At 40.0% G+C, this 21,824-nt stretch carries 21 protein-coding genes; 13 read left to right on the plus strand and 8 right to left on the minus strand.

Annotated features, from left to right (window positions below; genetic code table 11):
- Window positions 1-9 precede the first annotated feature (9 nt).
- The 4 genes from VF06_RS00295 to VF06_RS00310 form a co-directional block, all read right to left on the minus strand.
- The gene (locus VF06_RS00295; RefSeq protein WP_099067588.1) at window positions 10-1,626 is read right to left on the minus strand and encodes an ArnT family glycosyltransferase; all 1,617 of its coding nucleotides are present in this window, start codon (window positions 1,624-1,626) and stop codon (window positions 10-12) included.
- Window positions 1,627-2,412: 786 nt separating this feature from the next.
- Window positions 2,413-3,729: a recombinase family protein gene (locus tag VF06_RS00300; RefSeq protein ID WP_099067589.1), complete on the minus strand. Its 1,317-nt coding sequence runs from the start codon at window positions 3,727-3,729 to the stop codon at window positions 2,413-2,415.
- Window positions 3,677-3,913, minus strand: coding sequence for a hypothetical protein (locus tag VF06_RS40070; protein ID WP_180267459.1), 237 nt, complete (start codon window positions 3,911-3,913; stop codon window positions 3,677-3,679). Before VF06_RS40070 ends, VF06_RS00300 begins: the two co-directional genes overlap by 53 nt.
- Before the next feature lie 13 nt (window positions 3,914-3,926).
- Window positions 3,927-4,286, minus strand: coding sequence for a VOC family protein (locus tag VF06_RS00310; protein ID WP_099067590.1), 360 nt, complete (start codon window positions 4,284-4,286; stop codon window positions 3,927-3,929).
- 66 nt (window positions 4,287-4,352) lie between these two features.
- Here VF06_RS00310 and VF06_RS00315 point away from each other — a divergent pair, with 66 nt between their 5' ends.
- Window positions 4,353-4,532, plus strand: a complete 180-nt coding sequence (locus VF06_RS00315) for a hypothetical protein (RefSeq protein ID WP_099067591.1) — start codon at window positions 4,353-4,355, stop codon at window positions 4,530-4,532.
- Between the two features lie 50 nt (window positions 4,533-4,582).
- On the opposite strand, the gene VF06_RS00320 is transcribed toward VF06_RS00315, so the two are convergent.
- From VF06_RS00320 to VF06_RS40075, 3 genes are all read right to left on the minus strand, one after another.
- Window positions 4,583-5,194: a Uma2 family endonuclease gene (locus VF06_RS00320; RefSeq protein WP_099067592.1), complete on the minus strand. Its 612-nt coding sequence runs from the start codon at window positions 5,192-5,194 to the stop codon at window positions 4,583-4,585.
- A 75-nt stretch (window positions 5,195-5,269) separates the two neighbouring features.
- Window positions 5,270-5,971 carry a tetratricopeptide repeat protein gene (locus VF06_RS00325; protein WP_244917986.1) on the minus strand — a complete coding sequence of 234 codons (702 nt, stop codon included), beginning with the start codon at window positions 5,969-5,971 and terminating at the stop codon, window positions 5,270-5,272.
- Window positions 5,904-6,203 carry a hypothetical protein gene (locus VF06_RS40075; protein ID WP_143861637.1) on the minus strand — a complete coding sequence of 100 codons (300 nt, stop codon included), beginning with the start codon at window positions 6,201-6,203 and terminating at the stop codon, window positions 5,904-5,906. The genes VF06_RS00325 and VF06_RS40075 overlap by 68 nt, the downstream gene beginning before the upstream one ends.
- 914 nt (window positions 6,204-7,117) lie before the next feature.
- On the opposite strand from VF06_RS40075, the gene VF06_RS00330 reads away from it, so the two are divergent.
- Window positions 7,118-8,803: a PAS domain S-box protein gene (locus VF06_RS00330; RefSeq protein ID WP_099067593.1), complete on the plus strand. Its 1,686-nt coding sequence runs from the start codon at window positions 7,118-7,120 to the stop codon at window positions 8,801-8,803.
- Between the two features lie 143 nt (window positions 8,804-8,946).
- Here VF06_RS00330 and VF06_RS00335 read toward each other — a convergent pair whose 3' ends face one another.
- Window positions 8,947-10,119 carry a homospermidine biosynthesis protein gene (locus VF06_RS00335; RefSeq protein ID WP_099067594.1) on the minus strand — a complete coding sequence of 391 codons (1,173 nt, stop codon included), beginning with the start codon at window positions 10,117-10,119 and terminating at the stop codon, window positions 8,947-8,949.
- A 220-nt stretch (window positions 10,120-10,339) separates the two neighbouring features.
- Between VF06_RS00335 and VF06_RS00340 the strand changes: the two genes are divergently transcribed.
- The 11 genes from VF06_RS00340 to VF06_RS00380 all read left to right on the plus strand — a co-directional run bounded on the left by VF06_RS00340 (window position 10,340) and on the right by VF06_RS00380 (window position 21,801).
- Window positions 10,340-10,633: a type II toxin-antitoxin system HigB family toxin gene (locus tag VF06_RS00340; RefSeq protein ID WP_099067595.1), complete on the plus strand. Its 294-nt coding sequence runs from the start codon at window positions 10,340-10,342 to the stop codon at window positions 10,631-10,633.
- 9 nt (window positions 10,634-10,642) lie between these two features.
- Complete coding sequence (locus tag VF06_RS00345) at window positions 10,643-11,056, plus strand: helix-turn-helix domain-containing protein (protein WP_099067596.1); 414 nt, start codon at window positions 10,643-10,645, stop codon at window positions 11,054-11,056.
- 443 nt (window positions 11,057-11,499) lie between these two features.
- Window positions 11,500-12,858: a cytochrome P450 gene (locus VF06_RS00350; protein ID WP_099067597.1), complete on the plus strand. Its 1,359-nt coding sequence runs from the start codon at window positions 11,500-11,502 to the stop codon at window positions 12,856-12,858.
- A gap of 790 nt (window positions 12,859-13,648) precedes the next feature.
- Window positions 13,649-15,874, plus strand: coding sequence for an FAD/NAD(P)-binding protein (locus VF06_RS00355; protein ID WP_099067598.1), 2,226 nt, complete (start codon window positions 13,649-13,651; stop codon window positions 15,872-15,874).
- Between the two features lie 518 nt (window positions 15,875-16,392).
- On the plus strand, window positions 16,393-16,683 hold the full coding sequence (locus tag VF06_RS00360) for a PqqD family protein (RefSeq protein WP_099067599.1): 291 nt from the start codon (window positions 16,393-16,395) through the stop codon (window positions 16,681-16,683).
- Between the two features lie 21 nt (window positions 16,684-16,704).
- Window positions 16,705-17,886, plus strand: a complete 1,182-nt coding sequence (locus VF06_RS00365) for a glycosyltransferase family 4 protein (protein ID WP_099067600.1) — start codon at window positions 16,705-16,707, stop codon at window positions 17,884-17,886.
- 360 nt (window positions 17,887-18,246) lie between these two features.
- On the plus strand, window positions 18,247-18,402 hold the full coding sequence (locus VF06_RS40080) for a hypothetical protein (protein ID WP_180267854.1): 156 nt from the start codon (window positions 18,247-18,249) through the stop codon (window positions 18,400-18,402).
- A 185-nt stretch (window positions 18,403-18,587) separates the two neighbouring features.
- Window positions 18,588-18,731 (plus strand): hypothetical protein, encoded by a 144-nt coding sequence (locus VF06_RS40085; RefSeq protein ID WP_180267458.1) that lies wholly within the window; start codon window positions 18,588-18,590, stop codon window positions 18,729-18,731.
- A gap of 125 nt (window positions 18,732-18,856) precedes the next feature.
- Window positions 18,857-19,870: a serine/threonine protein kinase gene (locus VF06_RS00370; RefSeq protein WP_099067601.1), complete on the plus strand. Its 1,014-nt coding sequence runs from the start codon at window positions 18,857-18,859 to the stop codon at window positions 19,868-19,870.
- Window positions 19,871-19,922: 52 nt separating this feature from the next.
- Window positions 19,923-20,825, plus strand: coding sequence for a glycosyltransferase (locus VF06_RS00375; RefSeq protein WP_099067602.1), 903 nt, complete (start codon window positions 19,923-19,925; stop codon window positions 20,823-20,825).
- Between the two features lie 4 nt (window positions 20,826-20,829).
- The gene (locus VF06_RS00380) at window positions 20,830-21,801 is read left to right on the plus strand and encodes an NAD-dependent epimerase/dehydratase family protein (protein WP_099067603.1); all 972 of its coding nucleotides are present in this window, start codon (window positions 20,830-20,832) and stop codon (window positions 21,799-21,801) included.
- The last annotated feature ends 23 nt before the right edge of the window (window positions 21,802-21,824 follow it).

The raw sequence follows: 21,824 nt of genomic DNA on the forward strand, positions 1-21,824 counted from the left end.
ATGCCCCACTTATAAACGCTCTGTATCTTTGGTAACTAATTTCCAACCATCAGCTTGGTCAATTAGCTTGATTGAGTCTAGTTGCAGATTGTTGAGAAGTGATGTGTGAAGCAGGAAGTAGGGTTGACTGTTGTAGTGCCAATAATATTGTAGTTCGCCAACAGAAGCAGGAATAATGGTGCGATCGCTGTAATAATCCAAGGAAGGACGAGAGTAGGGAAAAGATGTATAAATCTTTTTGGTAGCTGGATTTGCCCGCACAATCATTGCGGCTACTGGTTTAACTGGATAAGCCTCAGATAATTCCCAAACCCAATAATTTGATTTCATTAACAGAAGCAGCGAAATATAACTTCCCCAGAACAAAATCTTCAGAAATTGCCCGTCGCCTCGCTCTGCCAAAATAGATGCTAAGGTCATTGTTAAGGCCACTGCTGCAAAAATTAGCTGTAAGTCGGTTTTCGGTGTTGTACCCCAACTAAAATAAATGCTGCCGGCAGAAGCAACTACAGCTAAAATTGCTAAACCTGCTACCCAAGTACGGGGATAAGATGATACTAAAGGCGAATTTTCTGTCTCTGCTAACTGGATACCAAAAGCCAAGGCTAAGCTGGGATAAATTGGGAATGCATACCAGGGAAGTTTGGTAATCATCAAGGAAATTAGCAATAGATAAACACCACTCCACGCCAGTACTAATTTTGCCCAGCTAAGGTTGCGATTTTCCCAAGTTAAACGTACAGTTTGAGGTAAAAATAATAACCACGGCCATGTATACTTCAAAAGTTCAATGATATAGTACCAAGGTGGTTCAAAATTCATCTGTGCAACTGCACCTATTCTGGTGGATGAATTTACAAGACCAACTTGGGCGAACGTATAACCATAATGAATTAGTTGAGCGCTGTACCAACCAACCACAGGTAAAATACCAATCAAAATGGCTATCCACAGATAGTAACAGGTGAGTAATCGCGGTGTATCCCAAAATAAAAATACGATGGCGATCGCACCTAACAATATGCCTGCTAATCCTTGAGTTAAACAAATTAATCCAAAACCGATACCAACACCAAGGCAATAACGTAAATCCCGGCGCGATCGCAACACGCACAACATCATCACCATCAAAAAACTCACCACCACGCCATCTAACATTGCTAAACGTCCATGACGCACCACGGGTAACATTGTTAGATAAATCAAGGCACTGTAAATAGCTGCCCAACGTTGGCGAAATAATTCTCGACCGATACAATACAGTAAAGGTACTGAAATCGATGTTAAAATTGCTCCAGGAAGCCGCGTAGTGAATTCATTTTCGCCTCCTAGAGAATAAGCCCAAGCAATTAGCAAATGCATTAAGGGGGGCTTGTTATGGTAAGGTTCGCCTCCTAGTGTTGGGTAAAGCCAGCGCATTGAGCCTGCTGGTGCGTGCAAGATTTCTCTAGCGATTTGTGCCACAGTGCCTTCATCCCAATCTCGCAGGGGCAATCCTCCTAGATTGACGCTAAACAGTAACACTGCCGCTAACAGCAACACCACAAGCCATACCCAATCAACCCATCTGCCGACTGTGCGATGCTGTTTTTCTAGATGACCCCAAATAAAGCTTCCTTCTTGCATATTCTCTGGTAATCATTTTACTTGCTGGTTTGATTACATAGAGACCAAAGTGAATCTCCAATGTTGTCACCCAGTAACAACGTCTGTTCTTAACTATTGCTAGTTTCCAAGATTAACTCAACTTTCTTTAATTAGTACTATTTTTCCGGGAAAATTATTTTAATTATTTAACGATCATTTTTATAGATAAATGCTAAAAATAACACCTGTAAAAACAGGCTCATAGTAATTGGAGATTTGAGATTTTGAATTTAAATTAAAAAGACTTTATTCCCAAGCTATTTGCGTAATTTCAAACAATATATTACATCGCATTTTGGTACTAATCTTTCTAAGATACAATGTAAATAAATCTACAAGGTTCGATATTTAATTGAGTTTTTATTACTACTATATGACGTTATAGAAATTCACCAAAATATTGATACACATGGAATAGACTTCTAAGAGAAGTGGGGAAAAGGTTAAGGGGTAAAGGGGAAAGGACAAATAAAAACCCTTTTCCCAATAAAGATGAGTCCCTTTCCCCCCTATGAGCAAAAGTAACTTTTACAAGAGGTCTAATAACTTGTGGGTGCGAACAGTCTTAACCTACGAGAACTTCGAGCCTATGCCCTTACCTTTGTATTTGTATCATTTATCAAGTGAAGACGAATCAGTAGACCTCTTACATAAATATTTTTTGTATCATGCAAAAACGTAGAGATGCAGAGAAGAGAAAACAAAGTCAGGACTTTTGCCAGAGGTTTAGTAATTAAATTGACAATATTTCTGCAACCAGAATTATTAAAAAATGAAAATAACTTGTAAATGCCATTTTTGCTCTTGGCGAACAATTTCAATTTCTTTAATGAATTCCCGAAAGTAAAATCTTCGTTCTGTTTCGGACAAATCTAACCAGAATTGCGGAATTGAAACAGCAACAGCAACAGAACGCAAATTAACCGGAGGGAGAATTGCCAACTTGGCTTCGAGTGCAGAAATTTCTGTACGGAGTTTATAAGCTCTTAATTTTGCGGTTTCGGTATCTAAAATTCCAGTTTCAATTAAAGCAGGTAACTGAGTGAGTATTTCTTGCTGACGAGCGATCGCTTGGCTTAAATTATTTTTGACTGCATCCAACTGCGGAAAATTCATTCCCGCCACAGCTAAAGGTAAGTCATGGCAAACAATTTCAATTGTCTGTTGTAAAACTTCTTGATAGAAAATAGCCGCACACTTAGGGCGTCGGGGACAGCTAATACAACGTAAATACAAATACTCTTGGTCTTGATTGCGTTGGGTGACACGGGTAACCGTTAGATGAGATTGACACTCCCCACAAACAATCAACCCAGCCAAAGAACGCGGCGCACTAGCAGTGCGGGGTGGTAAACGGCTGTTACGCCGTAAAAGTCGGTCAACTTGAGCAGCTTCTTCCTTAGAAATGATGGGAATATGAGTGTCAGAGATAATTTCACCATTTTGGTAAGCTGTATTGCCGCGATAAACTGGATTAGTCAACCAACGCCGTCCAGTGGTAACAGAAATTTTCTTGCCGTATTTCTTCGCCAAGTAGCGGACTGAACCGCGCAGAGAACCGTAGAGTAAAAAATGGTCAAAAAAATCCTTCACCACTGGTGAAGTACTGCGGTCAATGATATATTTCCCCTTACCTCTGCGATAGCCATAGGGAACTTTACCGGGTGGTGGTGCAACCTCAAGACGATTGCGGGCGTGTCCTTGGCGGATGCGACGACTGCGTTGTTCGCGTTGGATTGCGTGTAGCAAATTCAGCAAATCAGCACCAACAGGAGAACTTTCTGAAGTGTAGGGTTGTTCTGTAGCAATTATCGCCACTCCCATTCCTTCGAGTTCATTGAGGCGATCGCTTACTTCTTCTAAAGTATCCCCCAATTCTTCCAAACGACGAATCAGTAAATAATCTACAGCTTCAGTTTGGCAATCTGCGAGTAATTTTTGTAATTGCGATCGCGCAGCGTATCCGGAAGACTCCCCCTTGCCCAAATCTTGATAAACTTTATCAACCTCCCATCCCCAACTGCTGTCATCAGCAGAAGACTCTAACAAAGGATCGGTGTAAGAATAGGCAATGATTTTCATTGGGCATTGGGCATTGGGCATGGGGCATGGGGCATTGGGCATGGGGCATTGGGCATGGGCAAGCAGGAAGTGTGGGAGGTGTGGGAGGAGACGGAGGTGTGGGAGGTGTGGGAGGATGGTGAAAAAATCTTTCCCCCCACACTCCCCACACTCCCCACACTCCCCACACTCCCCATCTCCCCATCTCCCCATCTCCCTCACTGCTGACTTAACTCAACAATATTCCCATCAGGATCTTGAGTAAACAGGGCAGGGCGTCCTGAGGCGCTGGGTTGAATGGGATAATTGCGATCGAGTAACTCTTGTTTAGCGGCTTCCAAGTCAGCAACAGAGAAAGCGAAGTGGGGGTTACGTCCCCATTTTTCGTTTGGGTTTTCAGTGGGGACAGTCGGTGCAACTATGAGATGAATTTGATAGTTGCCGACTTCATACCATGCGCCAGGATATTTCAGAGAACGATCTATTTTGGTTAATCCCAATACTTTGCCATAAAAGTGTTCAGAGCGTTCTAAGTCAGTTACAAGAATTGCTGTGTGAAGACTTTGGGTAATCTGCATTTTCGTAAGTGCGATGGCATTTATTTAAATTTTGGCGTAGTTTAGGACTTGGGGGGAGTAGGAAATATGAGAGATAAAGGTGCAGTTAAAATTATGAAATTTCAACCTGTATTTTCTTCAGCCACTTTACCAAACACAATAGACTTCTTGCAAAAGTCGGGAAAAGGGGGGAAAGGTTTGCTATTTTCCCTTTCCCCGGTTGGTGAGCTTGTCGAACCATTAACCTTTTCCCTTTTCCCAAAATAGTGCAAAAAGCACTTTTGCAAGAGGTCTAATAAAGGCGTCGTCTTCAGAATTCAGGCGAAAGGTTGAAAAATCTGTTCAGCAGTTAAATCTAATTCTGGGAAAATAGGCGAGACGATGCGCTCATTGCCTCTAAATTGAGTAACTTGGTATTCACCGTCAACTAATTGATAAACAGAAATAGTAGGTTGTTTGGGATTACCGAGAAACTTTTTACCACCAATACCTAAATAATCAACAATCCAATATTCTTTTATCCCTATTTCCTCATATTCACCTAGTTTTTTATGATAATCATCCCGCCAATTAATGCTAACAACTTCGATCGCTAAAGCAATGGAATCGGCAAATTTAACTGTAGAATATTTTTGCCAAAGTGGCTCTAATTTTAAAGCAGGACGGTTGAGTAATAGCAAGTCTGGAGAATAGCAAGACTGACTAGTAGGAGATTGGACTAATGCTGTTTTTGGGATGGAATAAGGTAGGCCATTACGAACGTACTCAACGGCAATTTTTTCAACCAAAAACCCGACAATATCCTCATGGTCTCCTGCTGGTTGTGCCATTTCAACAATCACCCCATCATGTAATTCATATCTCCCACCTTCAGGCCGCCATGCTGCAAAATCTTCAAAGGTTACTAGTTTTGGTATGGCTTGAGTCATAAATTGTTACCTTGGCAACTACTTAACCTATACAGCAATCTTATCTTAGGAGTATATCAATATAACTATTTGACATCACTCTGGTAATCTCTCTAACGCCTCCCGTGCGATCGCCCCCCAATATTCTTCTTTATACTCAACATATATCTCCAACGCTGTCTGCAAATTAACCCTCGCCTCTGGGTAATTTTCTTCTGCTAGTGCAAGCGTTCCTAAAGCGTGGTAAGTGATTGCTTGGGAATAGCGATCGCCAAATTCGATATTGATAGCCAAAGCTTGTTGGTAATAGCGTCGCGCCTCCTCAAATTCTCGTAATTCTTGGGCAATTGTTCCCAACCCGTAATAAGTGGCAGCACAAGAGGAGCGATCGCCAAATTCGATATTGATAGCCAAAGCTTGTTGGTAATTGCGCCGTGCCTCCTCAAATTCCTGCAATTGTTGGGCAATTGTTCCCAACCCGTAATAAGTGGCAGCACAAGAGGAGCGATCGCCAAACTCGATATTGATAGCCAAAGCTTGTTGGTAATTGTGCCGCGCTTCTTCAAATTCTTGCAATTGTTGGGCAACATATCCCAACTGGTTGTAAGTGCTGGCTTGTGAATAGCGATCGCCAAACTCAATATCGATAGCCAAAGCTTGTTGGTAATTGTGCCGCGCCTCCTCAAATTCTCGTAATTCTTGGGCAACTATTCCCAACCCATGATAGGTGTCAGCTTGGGAATAGCGATCGCCAAATTCGATATCGATAGCCAAAGCTTGTAGGTAGTACCTTGACAATCTCATCCCTGAGGAATCGCAAATTTTCATCAGAAAATTTCATATTTATAAACTGAATATTCTGACATTTCGGATTTGTTTTTAGTGCCTCAATTAATATTTCTACATCCAGGGAAAAATTAATTTCTACAAAACCAATGGTAAACTTTTCTGCAAAGTCTACAAAAGTGAGTAATTCAGCAAATACCTCTTGATTAAGCGCGATTATAGTATTAGCACGCTGATGATTCATTGGGTTTTGACTAAGTTTATAGATACGACTTTCTCAAGTTTAAATTTTAGGCGATCGCTGTGCGACTCTACATTTGATAAAACTTTACTGATTGTCTTGGCAATTTTAGTGCTTTTTTATACTTATGTTTGTAAATAACACTGCTAGGATTAAAGTTAAATATTTGGGAGAAAAAGTTTTGATAAAATCAAATTCATAGTTTATTGTCAATACCCCAAAGGGCACACATGAGCAAAGTAAAGTTTATTTACTATCAGCTAAGTAGGTTGGCATAATCAAATCAAACAATGTTCAGACAAATAATTTCGGCTAAAATCCTTATTATTGTCTATTGCCAAGGATACTGATTGACGTTGACTTACTTAATTGCCATTAAGTGATTCAAAAAATGCTAAAAGTTGTTTACAAGTAACGACACGGAGTTGGTACTAAAAAATAGTACACTTAATCAATTAATATGAATTTCAGTGAAAAAACTGAGTATTCGCAGCTTCTGTAAATTCTGACTCCATAGGCTTGTGTGTTGTTCAAATATTTGAAACAATAGCTAAAGAATCATCAGTGTGCTGATTTATTAATTGTTATTTCTGATTACTGAGTCATTAATTATCGATAAGATAGTAGTTTCACATAGCAATAGCTAAAATTTTTTTTTCTCTTTCCTGAAGTCTTCTAGCCAGTATTCAGGAGTCAAGCCGGAAAAGTTTCTTTTGAATCAGTCAGTGATGGAAATGCAGAAGATTTAGAATATTAATGGTTTGATAGCTGACTGATTTCGTTGAATTTATTAAGCTTGGATTCTAAAGCCTTCTTACTTCTGACTTATAAAATTCTAAATTCGCAGTTGTGATATCTTCTGTTTCCTCTAAATCCTCATTTTGCAAGCTCGGCTTCAAGCCTGCTCCCACACCACAATGAAAGACCAAGTATTAGACCGGATTTTAAATAAATCTTCTTTCCCACACAAATTTGAACGCTTGGAAGTGGACGATAATTTTTGCATTATTGATACATCGGAGCAAGTACAACGGTTTGCACATCGACCTGAGGAAATGACACTGGGTAAAGATATCCGGCTAAGCTTTCCGGAATTGATTGGACTGGAAGATATTTTAAAAGCTATTTTGTACGGCAAGCAAGAATTGTTTGAACTACAGGGAATTAGACGAGGTTTAAACCAACCATCTCATTTATATATAAATATATATATCATCCGCGAACAATATGAAAATTTTCAAAATAGTTTAATCGTACTGATTGAGGATGTGACTGATAAAATTGTTTTAAAACACAAATTGTTAAACCAAACGAATGAAGCAAATTTGTTATCCAGTGCTTTGATAAATTGTAAAAGTTATATGGAGCAAGTAATCGCTTCAATGCCAGATGCTTTTTTAGTAACTAGTAACTTGGGCAAAATCATCAAAATCAATCATGCTGCTGAAGAATTATTTGGTTTTAGTCAGGAAGAATTAATCAATCAACCTATTTCATTAATAATTGACGACCAAGTAGTCATAAAAGCAATTTATCAGCATTTTGCTGCTCAGCAAAATTTTCAGAATTTAGAGGTAGTTTGTAAAACTAAAACACGAGAAAAGCGCTTGATTGCTTTTTCCTGTTCGGTAATTTCTCAAGGAACAGAAAGTTTAGAAGATATTGTTTTTATAGGTCGAGACATTACTACTAGACAGCGCCGAGAACAGCGTACAAGTGCCCAGTATACTATCACTCGCATCTTATCAGAATCACAGAGTATCAAGCAGGCGATTCCTCAAATTTTGCAGTCGATGTGTCAAAATCTGGGATGGGATTTAGGAGAACTTTGGACGCCAAGCCAATATATCGGTACTTCGGTGAAAATACACAATGTTAATGCAGTATTAAGGTGTGTAGAAATTTGGTCGAGTCGATTAGTTTCCGGGAGAGAATTTAAAGGAGTTACATGGCAAACTACATATACTCCTGGTGTTGGCCTACCTGGTGAAATTTGGATTCGACGATCGCCCCTATGGACTGAGGATATCACACAAGATGGAGACAAAAGGCGATCGCCAGCTGCTGCTGAAGCTGGATTACATGCAGCTTTTGGTTTTCCCATCTTAGACGATAATGAAATCTTAGGGGTGATGGTTTTCTTGAGCCGAGACATCCAAGCAAAAGATACAGAACTATTGGAAATGGTAGGTTCTATTGGTAGCCAAATCGCTCAGTTTATTAAACGCAAGCAAGCAGAAATCGCTCTTGTTGAAAGCGAACAAAGATATCGAGATTTATTTGAAAATGCTAATGATTTGATTCAAGCTGTGAATGCTTACGGCCGTTTTTTATATGTCAATCGCGCATGGCGAGAAGCTTTTGGATATGATGAAATTGAAATTGCTTCTTTAAACGTTTTTGATATTATACATCCAGAGTTTAGACAATACTGTTGGCAAAAGTTTTATCGCGTGCTTTCAGGAGAAAAACAGGAGCAAATCAAAGCCGGATTCATTACCAAAAACGGTGAGACAATATTTTTAGAAGGTAACATTAACGGTAAATTCATCGAAGGTCATCCAATTGCTACTCATGGAATTTTTCGCAATGTTACCCAGTAATTAGCAGCAGAAAAAAGCGAATAGGACATGGGGAAAGGGCTATGGTTCGACAAGCTCACCAACCGGGGAAAAGGGGAAAGATAAAATTTATTCCTTTTCCCTTTTCCCTTTTCCCTTTAACCTTTTCCCTTGCTCCCCAGCTCCTACGTATTCGGAATCAACCTACCGCAAGGATAAGTGGCTGTCGGCTGTGAAGCATTTTCAGCTACGGCTGCTGGAACTCGTTCTGATGGTTGGGTTTTGGCTGCTAAATAATCTGTTTGCAGTTTCTTTAAAATGTCTTCTCGTTTGTCATACAGGCGTTTTAGGGGACGAGGTTGGCATTTGTTGAGGACGTATGCTGTGATCAGTGGTAGGGCGATGGTACTATCGGTATAACAAACAATTGTGTTAGGTAATTCTTCTGGGTCAATTTTACCCCAGCTTACTGCTTCTGATGGGGTTGCCCCGGACAAACCACCTGTATCTGGACGAGCATCGGTAAATTGTACAAAGTAATCATGTCCGCGTTCTTCTAGTCCTAAGACTTCGTGAATTTGCGGTTGTGTTTGTAGCAAAAAGTTTTTTGGACTGCCACCACCGAGAATAACGGCGGCGCTTTTACCTTCTCCTTCACGGGCATTGTAAGCGATCGCTGCTGTCTCATTCACATCAATTGCAGGGTCTAATATTAATTGCGAACCTTCTAATGCCAAAGCTGCTACGTTCATGCCAATAGAACTATCTCCAGGAGAAGAAGTATAAATTGGTACGCCATATTCATAAGCGGTAGCCAACAAACAAGAATTTTGCACCCCTAATTGCTTTTCTACTTCCCGGACATACTTCCCTAGTAAATGGTGAAACTCAGCAGTTCCCATACGTTTTTGGAAAGGTTCTGCTTGCAGAATTTTGCGAATAAAAGCATCGGTTTCCAGCAGTACATCGTAGCCAAAAATAATGTCATAAATCCGGATTGTACCTTGTTGGCGGAGTTTCACATCATCTAAAAACGGATTTCCAGCAAACAGTTCAAAACCCAAACCATAATGCATATCGTGGTAAAGATTTGCACCAGTGCTAATCATCCAGTCAATAAAGCCGTTGCGAATTAAAGGTGCAAGTGCTGAAACCCCAAATCCTGCTGGTGTCATTGCACCGGAAAGGCTAACTCCCACTGTGACACCTTCTGTTAGCACCTCACGACTAAGTAGTTGGCAGATTTCGCGCAAACGTGCTGAGTTGTACGCAGTGAAGTATCTATCAATTAAATCCACCACGCCAATATCATTAGATATAGGTGTGGGTGAGATTTTTTGACCCAGCTGTTTAGACATTTTGGCACTCCTGAACAGTAACACGCCGAATCTAATGTTATAGCAAAGTACTGGTTTCGGAGTTGGAAGTTAAGAATTATACTAATTTGTTGAAAAAGGCCAATTAATTAAAATAATGAGTATGAAAACTCCATAGAAGAATGAAATTTTAATTGATATAAATTTAACTTGAATCTAGGCTGTTTGATAATTTTCTAAGGTTAAGTATTATCATTTTGATATGCGAATCATTGCCCGCAGCACTTTACGGCAATTTTGGGAAACACATCCAAATGCTGAACAGTCACTAAAAGCTTGGTATAATGAAGCGTCTCGTGCAGACTGGAATAGTCCGACAGATATTAAAAGTACTTATATCAATGCCAGTATTATTGCTAATAATCGTGTAGTTTTTAATATTAAAGGTAATGATTACCGCTTAATTGTTCATATTCGTTATGACATTAAAATTATTTTTATCTGCTTTGTAGGAACTCACTCTGAATACGATAATGTAGACGCGACAGTAATTTAAGGTAAGTATATGCTTAAACCTCATCCCATCAGAACTGAAGCAGATTATCGTGCTGCACTTGATGAAATTGAAAGATTATTTGATGCAGAACCTAATACACCAGAATGCGATCTTTTGGAAGTCTTAACGATGCTGGTAGAAACCTACGAACAGCAACATTATCCTATTGCTGAACCAGACCCCATTGAAGCAATTTTATATTATCTCGAATCTCGTGGGCTTTCTTACCAGGATTTAGAGTCTGTTATTGGAAGCCGTAGAGAGGTTGAAGAAATTTTAAATCGCCAGCAACCACTTACACTAGAAATGATTCGGCGTTTGCATTCTACCTTGGGTATTCCTGCGGAGGTGTTGATTCAACCATACTCCTTAATGAAAGATTCAGTTTATAGCAGCAAACAGGGAACTATTAACAGGGAATAGCTTTCTAGCAAAGGCTCACAGCAAACCACTTTTAAAATAAGTTCTTATTTTTTGTATACATAAAATACTAAGCTGTCACGCATATAACTTATACCATTTCTTTGTGAGCCTGCGCCAAATTTTCTTTCTTTCTTTCTTTCTTTCTTTCTTTCTTTCTTTTTGTCCTTCTCTGACGAGACGCTGCGCGAATGCGCCCTTTGCGGTTTGTTTCTCATATAGTTTGGCGCATCTTCATACAGAATTGGTATTACATATCTTTTGATGTTGACTGTTAACTGTTGACTGTTGACAGTTAACCGTCAACAGTCAACAGTCAACGAACTTAACAGACAACCGTGCAATTTAAAAGCCCAATAGCTGATTCTTCCCTTTGATAGAAGTTAGAAGCAAGCAGGTTTTTCAAGATTTGAGTTAGGACTTACCCAGCGAGGTGATAAATCTGCATGACTCAAGATATCTTTGAATTACCGGGCCCAGAAACAAATTCTATTGTGGGTAGTCTGCTTGATTTTGGTCGCGATCCTTTGGAGTTTTTAACAAAATGCGCTCGTGAATATGGTGATATTGTACCTATACGTTTAGGATTAACCCCGGCTTGTTTGTTAACTAATCCTAGCTATATTGAACAAGTACTCAAAGACACAAATTTATTTGTTAAAAGTCGTTCTTTATATGCCTTGAAAACCTTATTAGGTGAAGGACTTCTCACTAGCGAAGGAGATTCTTGGTTTCGCCAACGAAGATTAATCCAACCTGTATTCCACCAAAAGCGGATTGCTACCTATGGCGATATTATGGTGGCTTACACCGAACAAATGCTTGATACTTGGCACGATGGCGAAACCCGTGACATTCACAAAGATATGATGCGTTTGACATTAAATATTGTGATGAAAACAATATTTAACCGCGACCTCGCCGAGGAACAAGCGCAAGATGTCGCCCATGCATTAGATGTCACATCACATTGGTTTGAAAGTAAACGGCAACAAAATTTTATCTTCTGGGAATGGTTTCCTAGACCGGAGAATATTCGCTACAAAAATGCCATCAAACAGATGGATAAAACTATTTATGAAATTATAAATCAACGGCGTGTTAGTGGTGAAAATCCTGGGGATTTATTATCAATGTTAATGGCAGCAAAAGATGAAGAAGATAGTAGCCAAATGAGCGATCGCCAATTGCGAGATGAAATCGCCACTTTAATGTTAGCAGGACATGAAACCACATCCAATACTTTAACGGGAGCATGGATACTTTTATCTCGCTATCCCGAAGTACGTACTCAATTATTAGCAGAATTACAACAAGTTTTAGCAGGGCGTTCTCCGACAATTGCAGATATTCCCAACTTGCGCTACACCGATATGGTAATTAAGGAGACGATGCGAATATTTCCTCCTGTGTACAACATGGCGCGTAAAGCCAGCCAAGATTGTGAAATTGGCGGTTATCAAGTGCCACAAGATTGTACAATTATGATGAGCCAATGGGTAATGCATCGCCATCCTCGTTACTTTGAAGACCCAGAAGTATTTAAACCAGAACGCTGGGCTAATGATTTTGAGAAAAAGCTACCAAGAGGAGTTTATTTTCCCTTTGGTGATGGCCCGCGCACTTGTATTGGTAAAAGTTTTGCTTTGATGGAAGCAGTTTTATTATTAGCAACCATCGCCCAAAAATTTGAATTAAACCTTGTACCAGACCATCAAATTGTTCCTCAAGCTTCAATTACCTTACGTCCAGCAACGGGGGTGCAAGTAACCCTGAAGCAAACTACAACCCTTAGCACAGTGTAGTAGCGTGGCAAAGCTAAAATGTTGCAATAGATTTTATTGTGGGATGGGTGTCCTCACCCGTCCGGGCGGGCAAGATGCCCACCCCACAAGAGTTTACTAATGCACTATTTTAGCCCGGTCACACCCTACTGGCGTGTCTAGACTAAAGTTGTGCATTAGCTTTATTGTTTGAGAGTTGCTAAGGTGCAACTAAAAATATTGTTTATTGCAACATTTTAGCCTTGACATGCCACTACATTAATTTTATTTTCACTTTATAAATAACCTCTCAAATAGGATTGCTGTAACTATTTGTGGTAATGGTTAACTGTCAACAGTCAACCGTCAACCCTCAACCGTCAGCTACGAGTCAATGTGCAATTTTTATCTGGAACAGCTTATAAGTGATTGTTGAAACTTGATGTTCACGTATAAGTTTTGTCGTTTCTTGTGGAATTCTATAAATTCAGTAATGTCATAAAAATCTCACATTTGTCCAGTAAAGTTGCAGATTTTTTGGGGATATTTTGGGGTTAATTAAAAACCACACTTTTTCCATCGGATTTGGGTGCAAAACACAGTAAATTGAGAGGCATATATTTTAAAATTTTTGCTGGATAAGGATTTTGGGTTGTGTGACATTGCCTCGCTATTATTTGAATTGAGGAAATTAGACACTAAAATTAAATTCCCACTTTTTCATGTGCCTATGTGGTTTTTCTGTCAATTTAGAGTTGTCACACTGCATAATTTTCAGTTATCTGGCGTAAATTAATTGTGTAGAAAGCGTCAAGTGAAACTGATACATCTTATGAATAACAATAATTTTAATCTAACAGTTTCTCCAGTTACTATTGCAATTATTGGTGGTGGTTTAAGCGGTTCTTTGGTTGTGGCTAATCTTTTACGTAATGCAACTGTGCCATTATCTATTAAATTAATTGAACGGAATTCTGAAGTAGGTAGAGGAGTTGCTTACGGTACGCCAGTGGATTGTCATTTGCTGAATGTCCCAGCCGGTAAGATGAGTGCATTTGCTGATGAACCAAATCACTTTCTCAACTGGCTGCACAGCAACGGACACGAACAGGTAACGGCATCTACCTTTGTTCCACGCCGGGTTTATGGGGATTATGTCCAGGCCACTCTAAAAGCAGCACAGGAAAAGGCATCGGTGAATGTGCAGTTAGAAAGAATTGTAGATGAAGCGATCGCCATTGAAACAAAATTCTCTAGCACAATCATATACCTCAGCAGCGGCCAATGTTTGGATGTACAAAAGGCTGTACTAGCTTTGGGGAATTTCCCAGCAATTTTACCGAAACCAATTGCCAGTTTAAACAAGCAATATGTCAAAGATGCTTGGTCGAGTAGTGCGATCGCTGACTTAAATCCAGAGGATGCTATTCTCTTGGTAGGCACCGGCTTAACAATGGCAGATACCGTAGTTGCCTTACGCCAACAAGGTTTCCAAGGAAAAATCCATGCTGTGTCGCGTCACGGTTTAATGCCTTGTCGCCACAAATCAACAACTCCTTACCCCGCATTTATTGATGTCGAAACCGCACCAAAAACCGCACGAGGACTGCTACACATAGTACGTCAACAACTGCGTTCGGCACTTCTCTCAAGTAATCACTCATCATTAACATCTCCCCGCGTCCCCGCGTCCCCATGTCCCCGCGTCAAAAATGGCGAACATGATATTAATTGGCGTGGGGTAATCGATGCCATTCGTCCAGTGACTCAACAACTGTGGCAAGCACTACCATTGCCAGAACAGAAGCGATTTTTGCGCCATGTCAAAGCTTATTGGGAAGTTCACCGCCATCGCATCGCCGAAGAAATTGCCCAAGTACTTGATGCTGCCATGGAATCTGGTCAACTCATCCATTACGCAGGTCGAATTCAAAGCTGTCAGCAGTTGGAAAATGGCGTAGATGTAAAAATCTGCCAACGCGGAACGCACAAAGATATTGTTCTGCGAGTCAACCGAATTATCAACTGCACCGGTGCAAATTGCGATTACCGCAGATTACAACACCCACTGGTGGCTAGCTTGCAAGAACAACGCTTGATTCGCGCCAATTCATTGTCAATGGGAATCGACACAGCCGCCAATGGTGCGCTGATAGATGCAGATGGCAAAGCATCTCAAATGCTTTACACCTTAGGGACACCGCGCAAAGGCAATCTTTGGGAAACCACCGCTGTTCCAGAAATTCGCCTTCAAGCAGCAAGTTTGGCGCAGGAGTTACTGAAATCCTTCAATTCTCATGCTACTGCTGAGGAAAGAAACCTATCATTCACGTTGAGGAAACCTGTTATGTTATTTCGTCAACTGTTCGATAAAGAATCGAGTACTTATACTTACTTAATTGCTGACTTAGAAACGAAAACAGCCATCTTAGTTGATTCTGTATTGGAACAAGTTGAACGCGATTTAAAAATATTGCAACAATTAGATCTGACTCTGCGCTACTGTCTGGAAACTCACATTCATGCCGACCACATCACTGGTACGGACAGACTAAGGTCACTGACAGGTTGTTTAGGTATTGTACCTGAAAATTCAGCAGTTACCTGTGCAGACCAATATATTGGCGATGGTAATATCTTGCAATTGGGCAGCGTTCAAATTCGAGCGATCGCTACTCCTGGTCATACTAACAGCCACTTGGCATACTTAGTCAACGACACTCATCTGTTAACGGGAGATGCCTTATTTATTGGCGGTTGCGGTCGTACCGACTTCCAAAATGGCGATGCAGGGGCATTGTATGATGCCGTTACTCAAAAGCTGTTCGCATTACCAGAAGACACCTTAGTATATCCCGCTCACGACTACCAAGGACGAACAGTATCCACCATTGGCGAAGAAAAGCGCTGGAATCCCCGGTTTGCTGGACGCACTCGCAACCAGTTCATCGAACAAATGAACAATCTCAACTTACCCAAACCGAAAAAAATATCCGAAGCTGTACCCGCAAATCAACAATGTGGCAGAGTTTTACTTGTATTGGACTACCAAATCTAACAATAATTAATACTTATATAGGTCATCGATCCTAGTCAAAAATAGGACACTTATACGATGCGTTCATTAGGGCGATCGCTGTAGGATATACTAATCCAACTAATTACAGCACTTTTCATGCATTTGAACCACATCTGTCGTAGGGGCATAGCAATGCTCATACGTGTCAACTTAACGTGAAACCCCGATCAAAACGTGATAAGCGAGTTCTACTCATTTACCATCCAGATCCGCGTTACCCCACCCCGGTTTTGCTGGCGCAAAACCGCCCCTCCCCTTGCCAAGGGGAGGGGTTGGGGGTGGGGTAAAACGATTGTGGGGCAAGAGTTTGAGCTTAAGTTGACACCAATGAGCAATGCTGTGCCCTTACCCCTTGGCTTCTCCAAAATCATTGGTTTGAAATTCAGGCTTTGAAAGGAGAACTCAATCAGATTAAGAGTGAAATCAAAGTCTTGAAAAAACCTACAGAATGCCAAAAAATACTTTTAATCAACTACAATCATGACCTCTTGTAACAAATGACAACACAAATAGTCTTAAATAAAAAAGTATCCTTATCTGCAAATGTTCTGACTCAAGACTTAGCAGGGGAGTCAGTTTTGTTGAATCTGCAAACTGAAGAATATTTTAGTCAAAACGAAGTTGGTACAAAAATATTCTTTGTGCTAACTGAGTCAGATTCTATCCAGACAGCTTACGACACCTTGCTAAAAGAGTATGATGTCGAGCCAGAGAAGTTAAAACAAGACTTACTCAAGTTTATTGATAAATTGGTTAAGGCTGGACTAGTGGAAATTACTGATTCTTAACCGAAAGCAAAAAATTAAATCATGCGTGTACTAATGATTGGTTCCGGAGGTATTGCCTTGACACGACCCCTAGATTGGGCAGTCAAAGCAGGTTATGAAGTTTGGCTACTAGGTGATGTAGATCCCTATGAAACCGAACCTCCTAAAAACTACCGCTATTTCCCCACTGTTTGGCAAAATTATGCAGAAAAATATACCAATACCTACCCTTATGAAGACCAAATGGCAGAGGAAATGGTAGAACCGTTACGTCAACTTGTCGATCGATTCCAACCTGATATCATCCATGTCCATGCCATTGGCTGGCACGCCTACTGTTGTACCCTAGCAAATCTTAAACCTCTTGTCGTCTCTGCTTGGGGATTTTTAAATCATTTGCTACAACCAGAAAAGGAATCCAGCAAGCATAAAGATAGGGTTAGCCAAGTATTTAAGCATACTGGTGTGCTGATTGTAGAGACACCCCATTTGATAGAAAAATCCAAAGCACTGTTGAACCCCGAACAACGGGTAGAATTAATTCCTCTAGGGACAAACCCTAAACATTTTCGCTCTGGAGTCACAAAAGATTTACCAAAGTGGCGACGGGAAATCTTGAAGATTTATGAAGAAGCCACAATTCTGCTTTCGCCCCGTGGTTGGTCTAAACTGTACAACCACGAGCAGATATTTACAGCCTATACACAGGCTTTTCCCCAATTCACCAAACCGACGGTACTCGTCTTTTCAAAGCTAGGGCGTGCTGGTGGGGAAGAAGCAGTAACTATATACGAAAGCATCAGCAAACAAGCTCAACAACTTGGCTTATTAGAAAACCTGCGCTGGATGCCTGCCCTACCTTATAGTTTCATGCCCACAGGCTACAACTTAGCAGATGTAATTATCAATTATCCTACTAACGATGCTTTTCCTTCCACACTCATTGAAGCAGTTGCCTGCGAACGCCCGGTGATTACTTGTGATTTGCCAGCTTATCGGGGTACTTTTATTGAAGAATTTTGTACTTTGGTAGAATCTGAAAACCCAGAAGCTTTGGCAAAGGCAATGATTAAAGTCGTCAATCAACCTCCCCAAGAACGAGAATCACATCTTGCAAAAGCACGGCAAGCGATTGTCGAACAATATGATGAGGCGAATTTACAAAATCGGCTGTTCCGAGTATATGAAGATTTGGCATCTACTACTAAGCCAATCTCTGCCTAAATTTTCCATTATTAAGTTTGATTATGTTTTACATCTAAATATAAATGACGAAATAGATAAACTTAGAAGATACAAAACAATGATATAGCTTCAGCAGAAAAGTAGGTTGGGTTACTCTACCAGATATCGTAGATTATCCTCAATTAAACCTACATCAATTGCAGTTTTTAGCATTAATTGAACACAATTGATTTTTATCTTTAAAATAATCTTTAATTATGGTCTTTTTGATAACTTTTAATAACAAAAAATAGCACATATTTTACACAAAATTTATAAAAACAACGACGCGCTCGTTGTACTGTATTCATAATCTGATAATTCCAAATCAGCAAAGCACAAAAAACAAGAATTACTCAAATGTTTCAATCTGAAAACATGAAAAAGAACTATTCTGAGCCTGAATTGAAAGCTCACGGCAAAATATCTGGTTTGACACAACAAGTCGGTGGTAGTGGTGGTTTTGGTACTACAACCGGATTACCCATATCTACTACCAATGTGTTTTTTCCTTAGAATTTAAGTATAAAAAACACCAAAAGCTCAACTTCACTCGCTGTCATATAAATGATGGCAGGGTAGAGTTAGCAAGTAGGAAAGATTTATTCGGCAATATTATTGACCTAATAAATCTAGACTAAATACACCTTTCTACTTGCCCTCTTATGAGGCTATTGTTTACACACATAAGGATTCTTCAAATGTCACAATCTGAAAACGCGAAACAAAACTATTCTGAGCCTGAATTGAAAGCTCACGGCAAAATATCTGGTTTGACACAACAAGTCGGTGGTAGTGGTGGTTTTAGTACTACAAGACCCGCACCCATCACTGGTCTTCCGTAATACATTTTCTACTTTTTTCTTCCATTGGAAGAAAATTATGTAAGTTTTAGTTTTCAAAAAATCCTGACTTTTTAAATAAGTCGGGATTTTAAAAATTTTGAATTTGCAAATAAAAATAAACACAAATGTCGATAAAAAATGATAATTATTCCTATCAATTTTATGGACTCAACCTATCTATTAATCGACTGCTTCCAGGGTTAGTTACTGTCAATAGCTCTGCACCGATAGATGTTGCTATTCACCTAGTTGGCGAACAGCAGAGTCAACCGCCATTACTCGACCAAGCTTTTTGGAATGTGCCGCTTGAGTGGTATCAACAAACAGGCTTCCATTTGTGGACAACGCACCGGGATGACGGTACTTACTGGAGGATAAGGTCTTTTGATGGGGTTGATTGCTTGGAATTCATTTTGAATCCTGATGGTAGTCAAGTTTGGGGTTTTTGGTCTAGAGATGCACTATTTACAGATGCGGTATCTTTGCTGCTGGGTTGTGTACTCGGTCATCTGTTACGGCTGCGGGGAGTGACTTGTCTTCATGCCAGTGTGGTTGCGGTTGATGGTAGTGCGATCGCCATTTTAGGACAATCAGGCGCAGGTAAATCAACCACAGCAGCAGCCTTGGCTAGCCGTGGATTCTCCGTATTGGCAGATGATATTGCCGCACTTATTCCTAATGAAAAAAGGTTTTGGGTACAATCTGCTTATCCTCGTCTACGCCTGTGGCCTAATTCTGTAAATGCCATTCACGGCTCAATAGAAGATTTATCGCTAGTATCAACTAGTCTAGATAAACGCTTTATAGATTTGCAAATAAAAGATAGAGAACAGTGGCAGTTTCAATCCCAAGCTTTGCCATTAATTGCTGTGTACATATTAGGAGAACGTGACTCAAACCTCACAGCACCTATAATTAACTCTCTTTCTCTGCCTGAAGCCATGAAGCATCTAATGTTCAATTCCTATGGACGTGCTTTCCTCACTTCTCAACAGTGTAGACAGGAGTTTCAAGAATTAGGTCAATTGGCAAAGACTATTCCTGTGCGGGAGTTATTACTTCCTGATAATTTGGGAAGTTTGGGGCAAATTTATGATGTTATTTTAGAAAACTTACACCTGATTCATACTTTGGTTTAGCAACACCAGTAATTTGGATATCTGCCTATATTTACTAAGCAAATTTTTAAATATGCAAGTTTTTGAGCCAACCGTCAGCGTTATTATTCCTACTTACCAGCGCGGCCATCTTGTTAGTCAGGCAATTAACAGCGTTTTGGCACAAACCTACAAAGACTACGAAATTATCGTCATCAACGATGGTTCTCAGGATAACACTCCACAAGTGCTGGCTGAATTTAGCGATCGCCATCACATTACCGCTATTCATCAAGCCAATCAAGGATTATCTGCGGCTCGCAATGCTGGAATTCGCTCTGCGAGAGGGAAGTATATCGCCTTTTTAGATGATGACGATCTCTGGGAACCTCAGAAGTTAGAAAAACAGATTTCCGTCTTGGAAGCCAATCCGCGCATTGGTTTGATCTATTCAGATTCACTCTTTTTTTCCGATCGACAGGGTTTGTTTCCAGGTTCGTACAATACAGCATTTCCTACCCCTAATCTTCAGGTATTATGGACTCTTTTTCAATATAATTACATTCCAGTTTTAACAGTTGTTGTGCGTCAAGACTGTTTAAATCAAGTGGGGTTGTTTGATAAAACTGTAACTCCTTGTGAAGATTATGATTTATGGCTGCGCGTGATTGAAAAATTTCCGATTTACTTTTTAAATCAACCCTTAGCGCGTTATCGGGAATCGCCGAGTAGTCTTTCTCAAGATCGAGAGCAGATGTTAACTAGCCACCTGCGCGTTAAGGAAAAAGTCATCGATCGCCATCCAGAATTCTTAAAAATCCCTGTTAAATTTCTCGATCCTTGCTTTTACAATATCTACCTCCAACTTGCCAATTTGCATATTCAAAATCATCAAATAGAGCAAGCACGTAGAGTTTTGCATCGCTATCGAGAAATACGGGGTGAAACCGCTAAGTATGAGAAATTGCGATTATCTATATCTACTGAGCAAATTTAAGATCATGCATTTTATTGTCACTGGCGGAGCCGGATTTATTGGCTCTCATCTTACAGAACAATTGTTATCAGAAGGACATCGTGTCACTGTAGTTGATAATTTGACCACTGGACGCTTAGAGAACTTACCGAAACATCCTCGTCTTAGGTTTATACAAAAAGATATTTTAATATGTCAACCAGAAGATTTTACACTTAAAGTTGATGGAATCGCACATTTAGCAGCTATTTCATCGGTGACAGAATCTTTATATCGTCCCCTAGAGGCTCATCACAATAATCTTTCGGCAACCCTAGCTGTGATTCAACTTTGCCAAGCTTTAACTATTCCTAAATTAGTGTTTGCTAGTTCCGCATCTGTATACGGCAATCTCACTCAATTACCGATTTCAGAAGAACAAAAAACCTTTCCTCTATCACCTTACGGCTTACAAAAATTAGTAAGCGAACAATACGCTAGTATGTTTGCTAAACAACTAGGTTTTTCATTTGTTGGCTTACGAATTTTTAACGTATTTGGCCATAGACAAGTTCCTGATTCCAGCTACTCTGGCGTAATTTCTCGTTTTGTTGATATTATGCAACGGGGCTTACCAATTACTATTTATGGCGATGGCAATCAAACCAGAGACTTTATTTATGTTAAAGATGTAGTAAAGGCTTTTTCTCAAGCATTAAAAGCGAATCTTACTCCTGGCTCATCCTTAATTTGCAACTTAGGAACTGGAAAATCTACTTCTTTAGTACAGTTGATTGATATCCTCAAAAATCATTTCCCGCAATGGCAATCAGAAATTAATTTCGTTTCTCCTCGTTTGGGAGACATTCAGCATTCACAAGCTGATATTTCCAGGATATCTTCATGTTTAGACTTTCATCCTCAGTGGTCAGCAGAGTCGGCTATTAATTTTTTTATTGCATCATCTTTGAAAAACAATGATAATTATTCAAAACCACGGTTGACTCTATCTGCTTAAGATTTAAAAAATGAAAACTGCAT

Origin of the sequence: Nostoc linckia z4, assembly GCF_002608075.1 — a bacterium.
Lineage (GTDB): Bacteria > Cyanobacteriota > Cyanobacteriia > Cyanobacteriales > Nostocaceae > Nostoc > Nostoc linckia.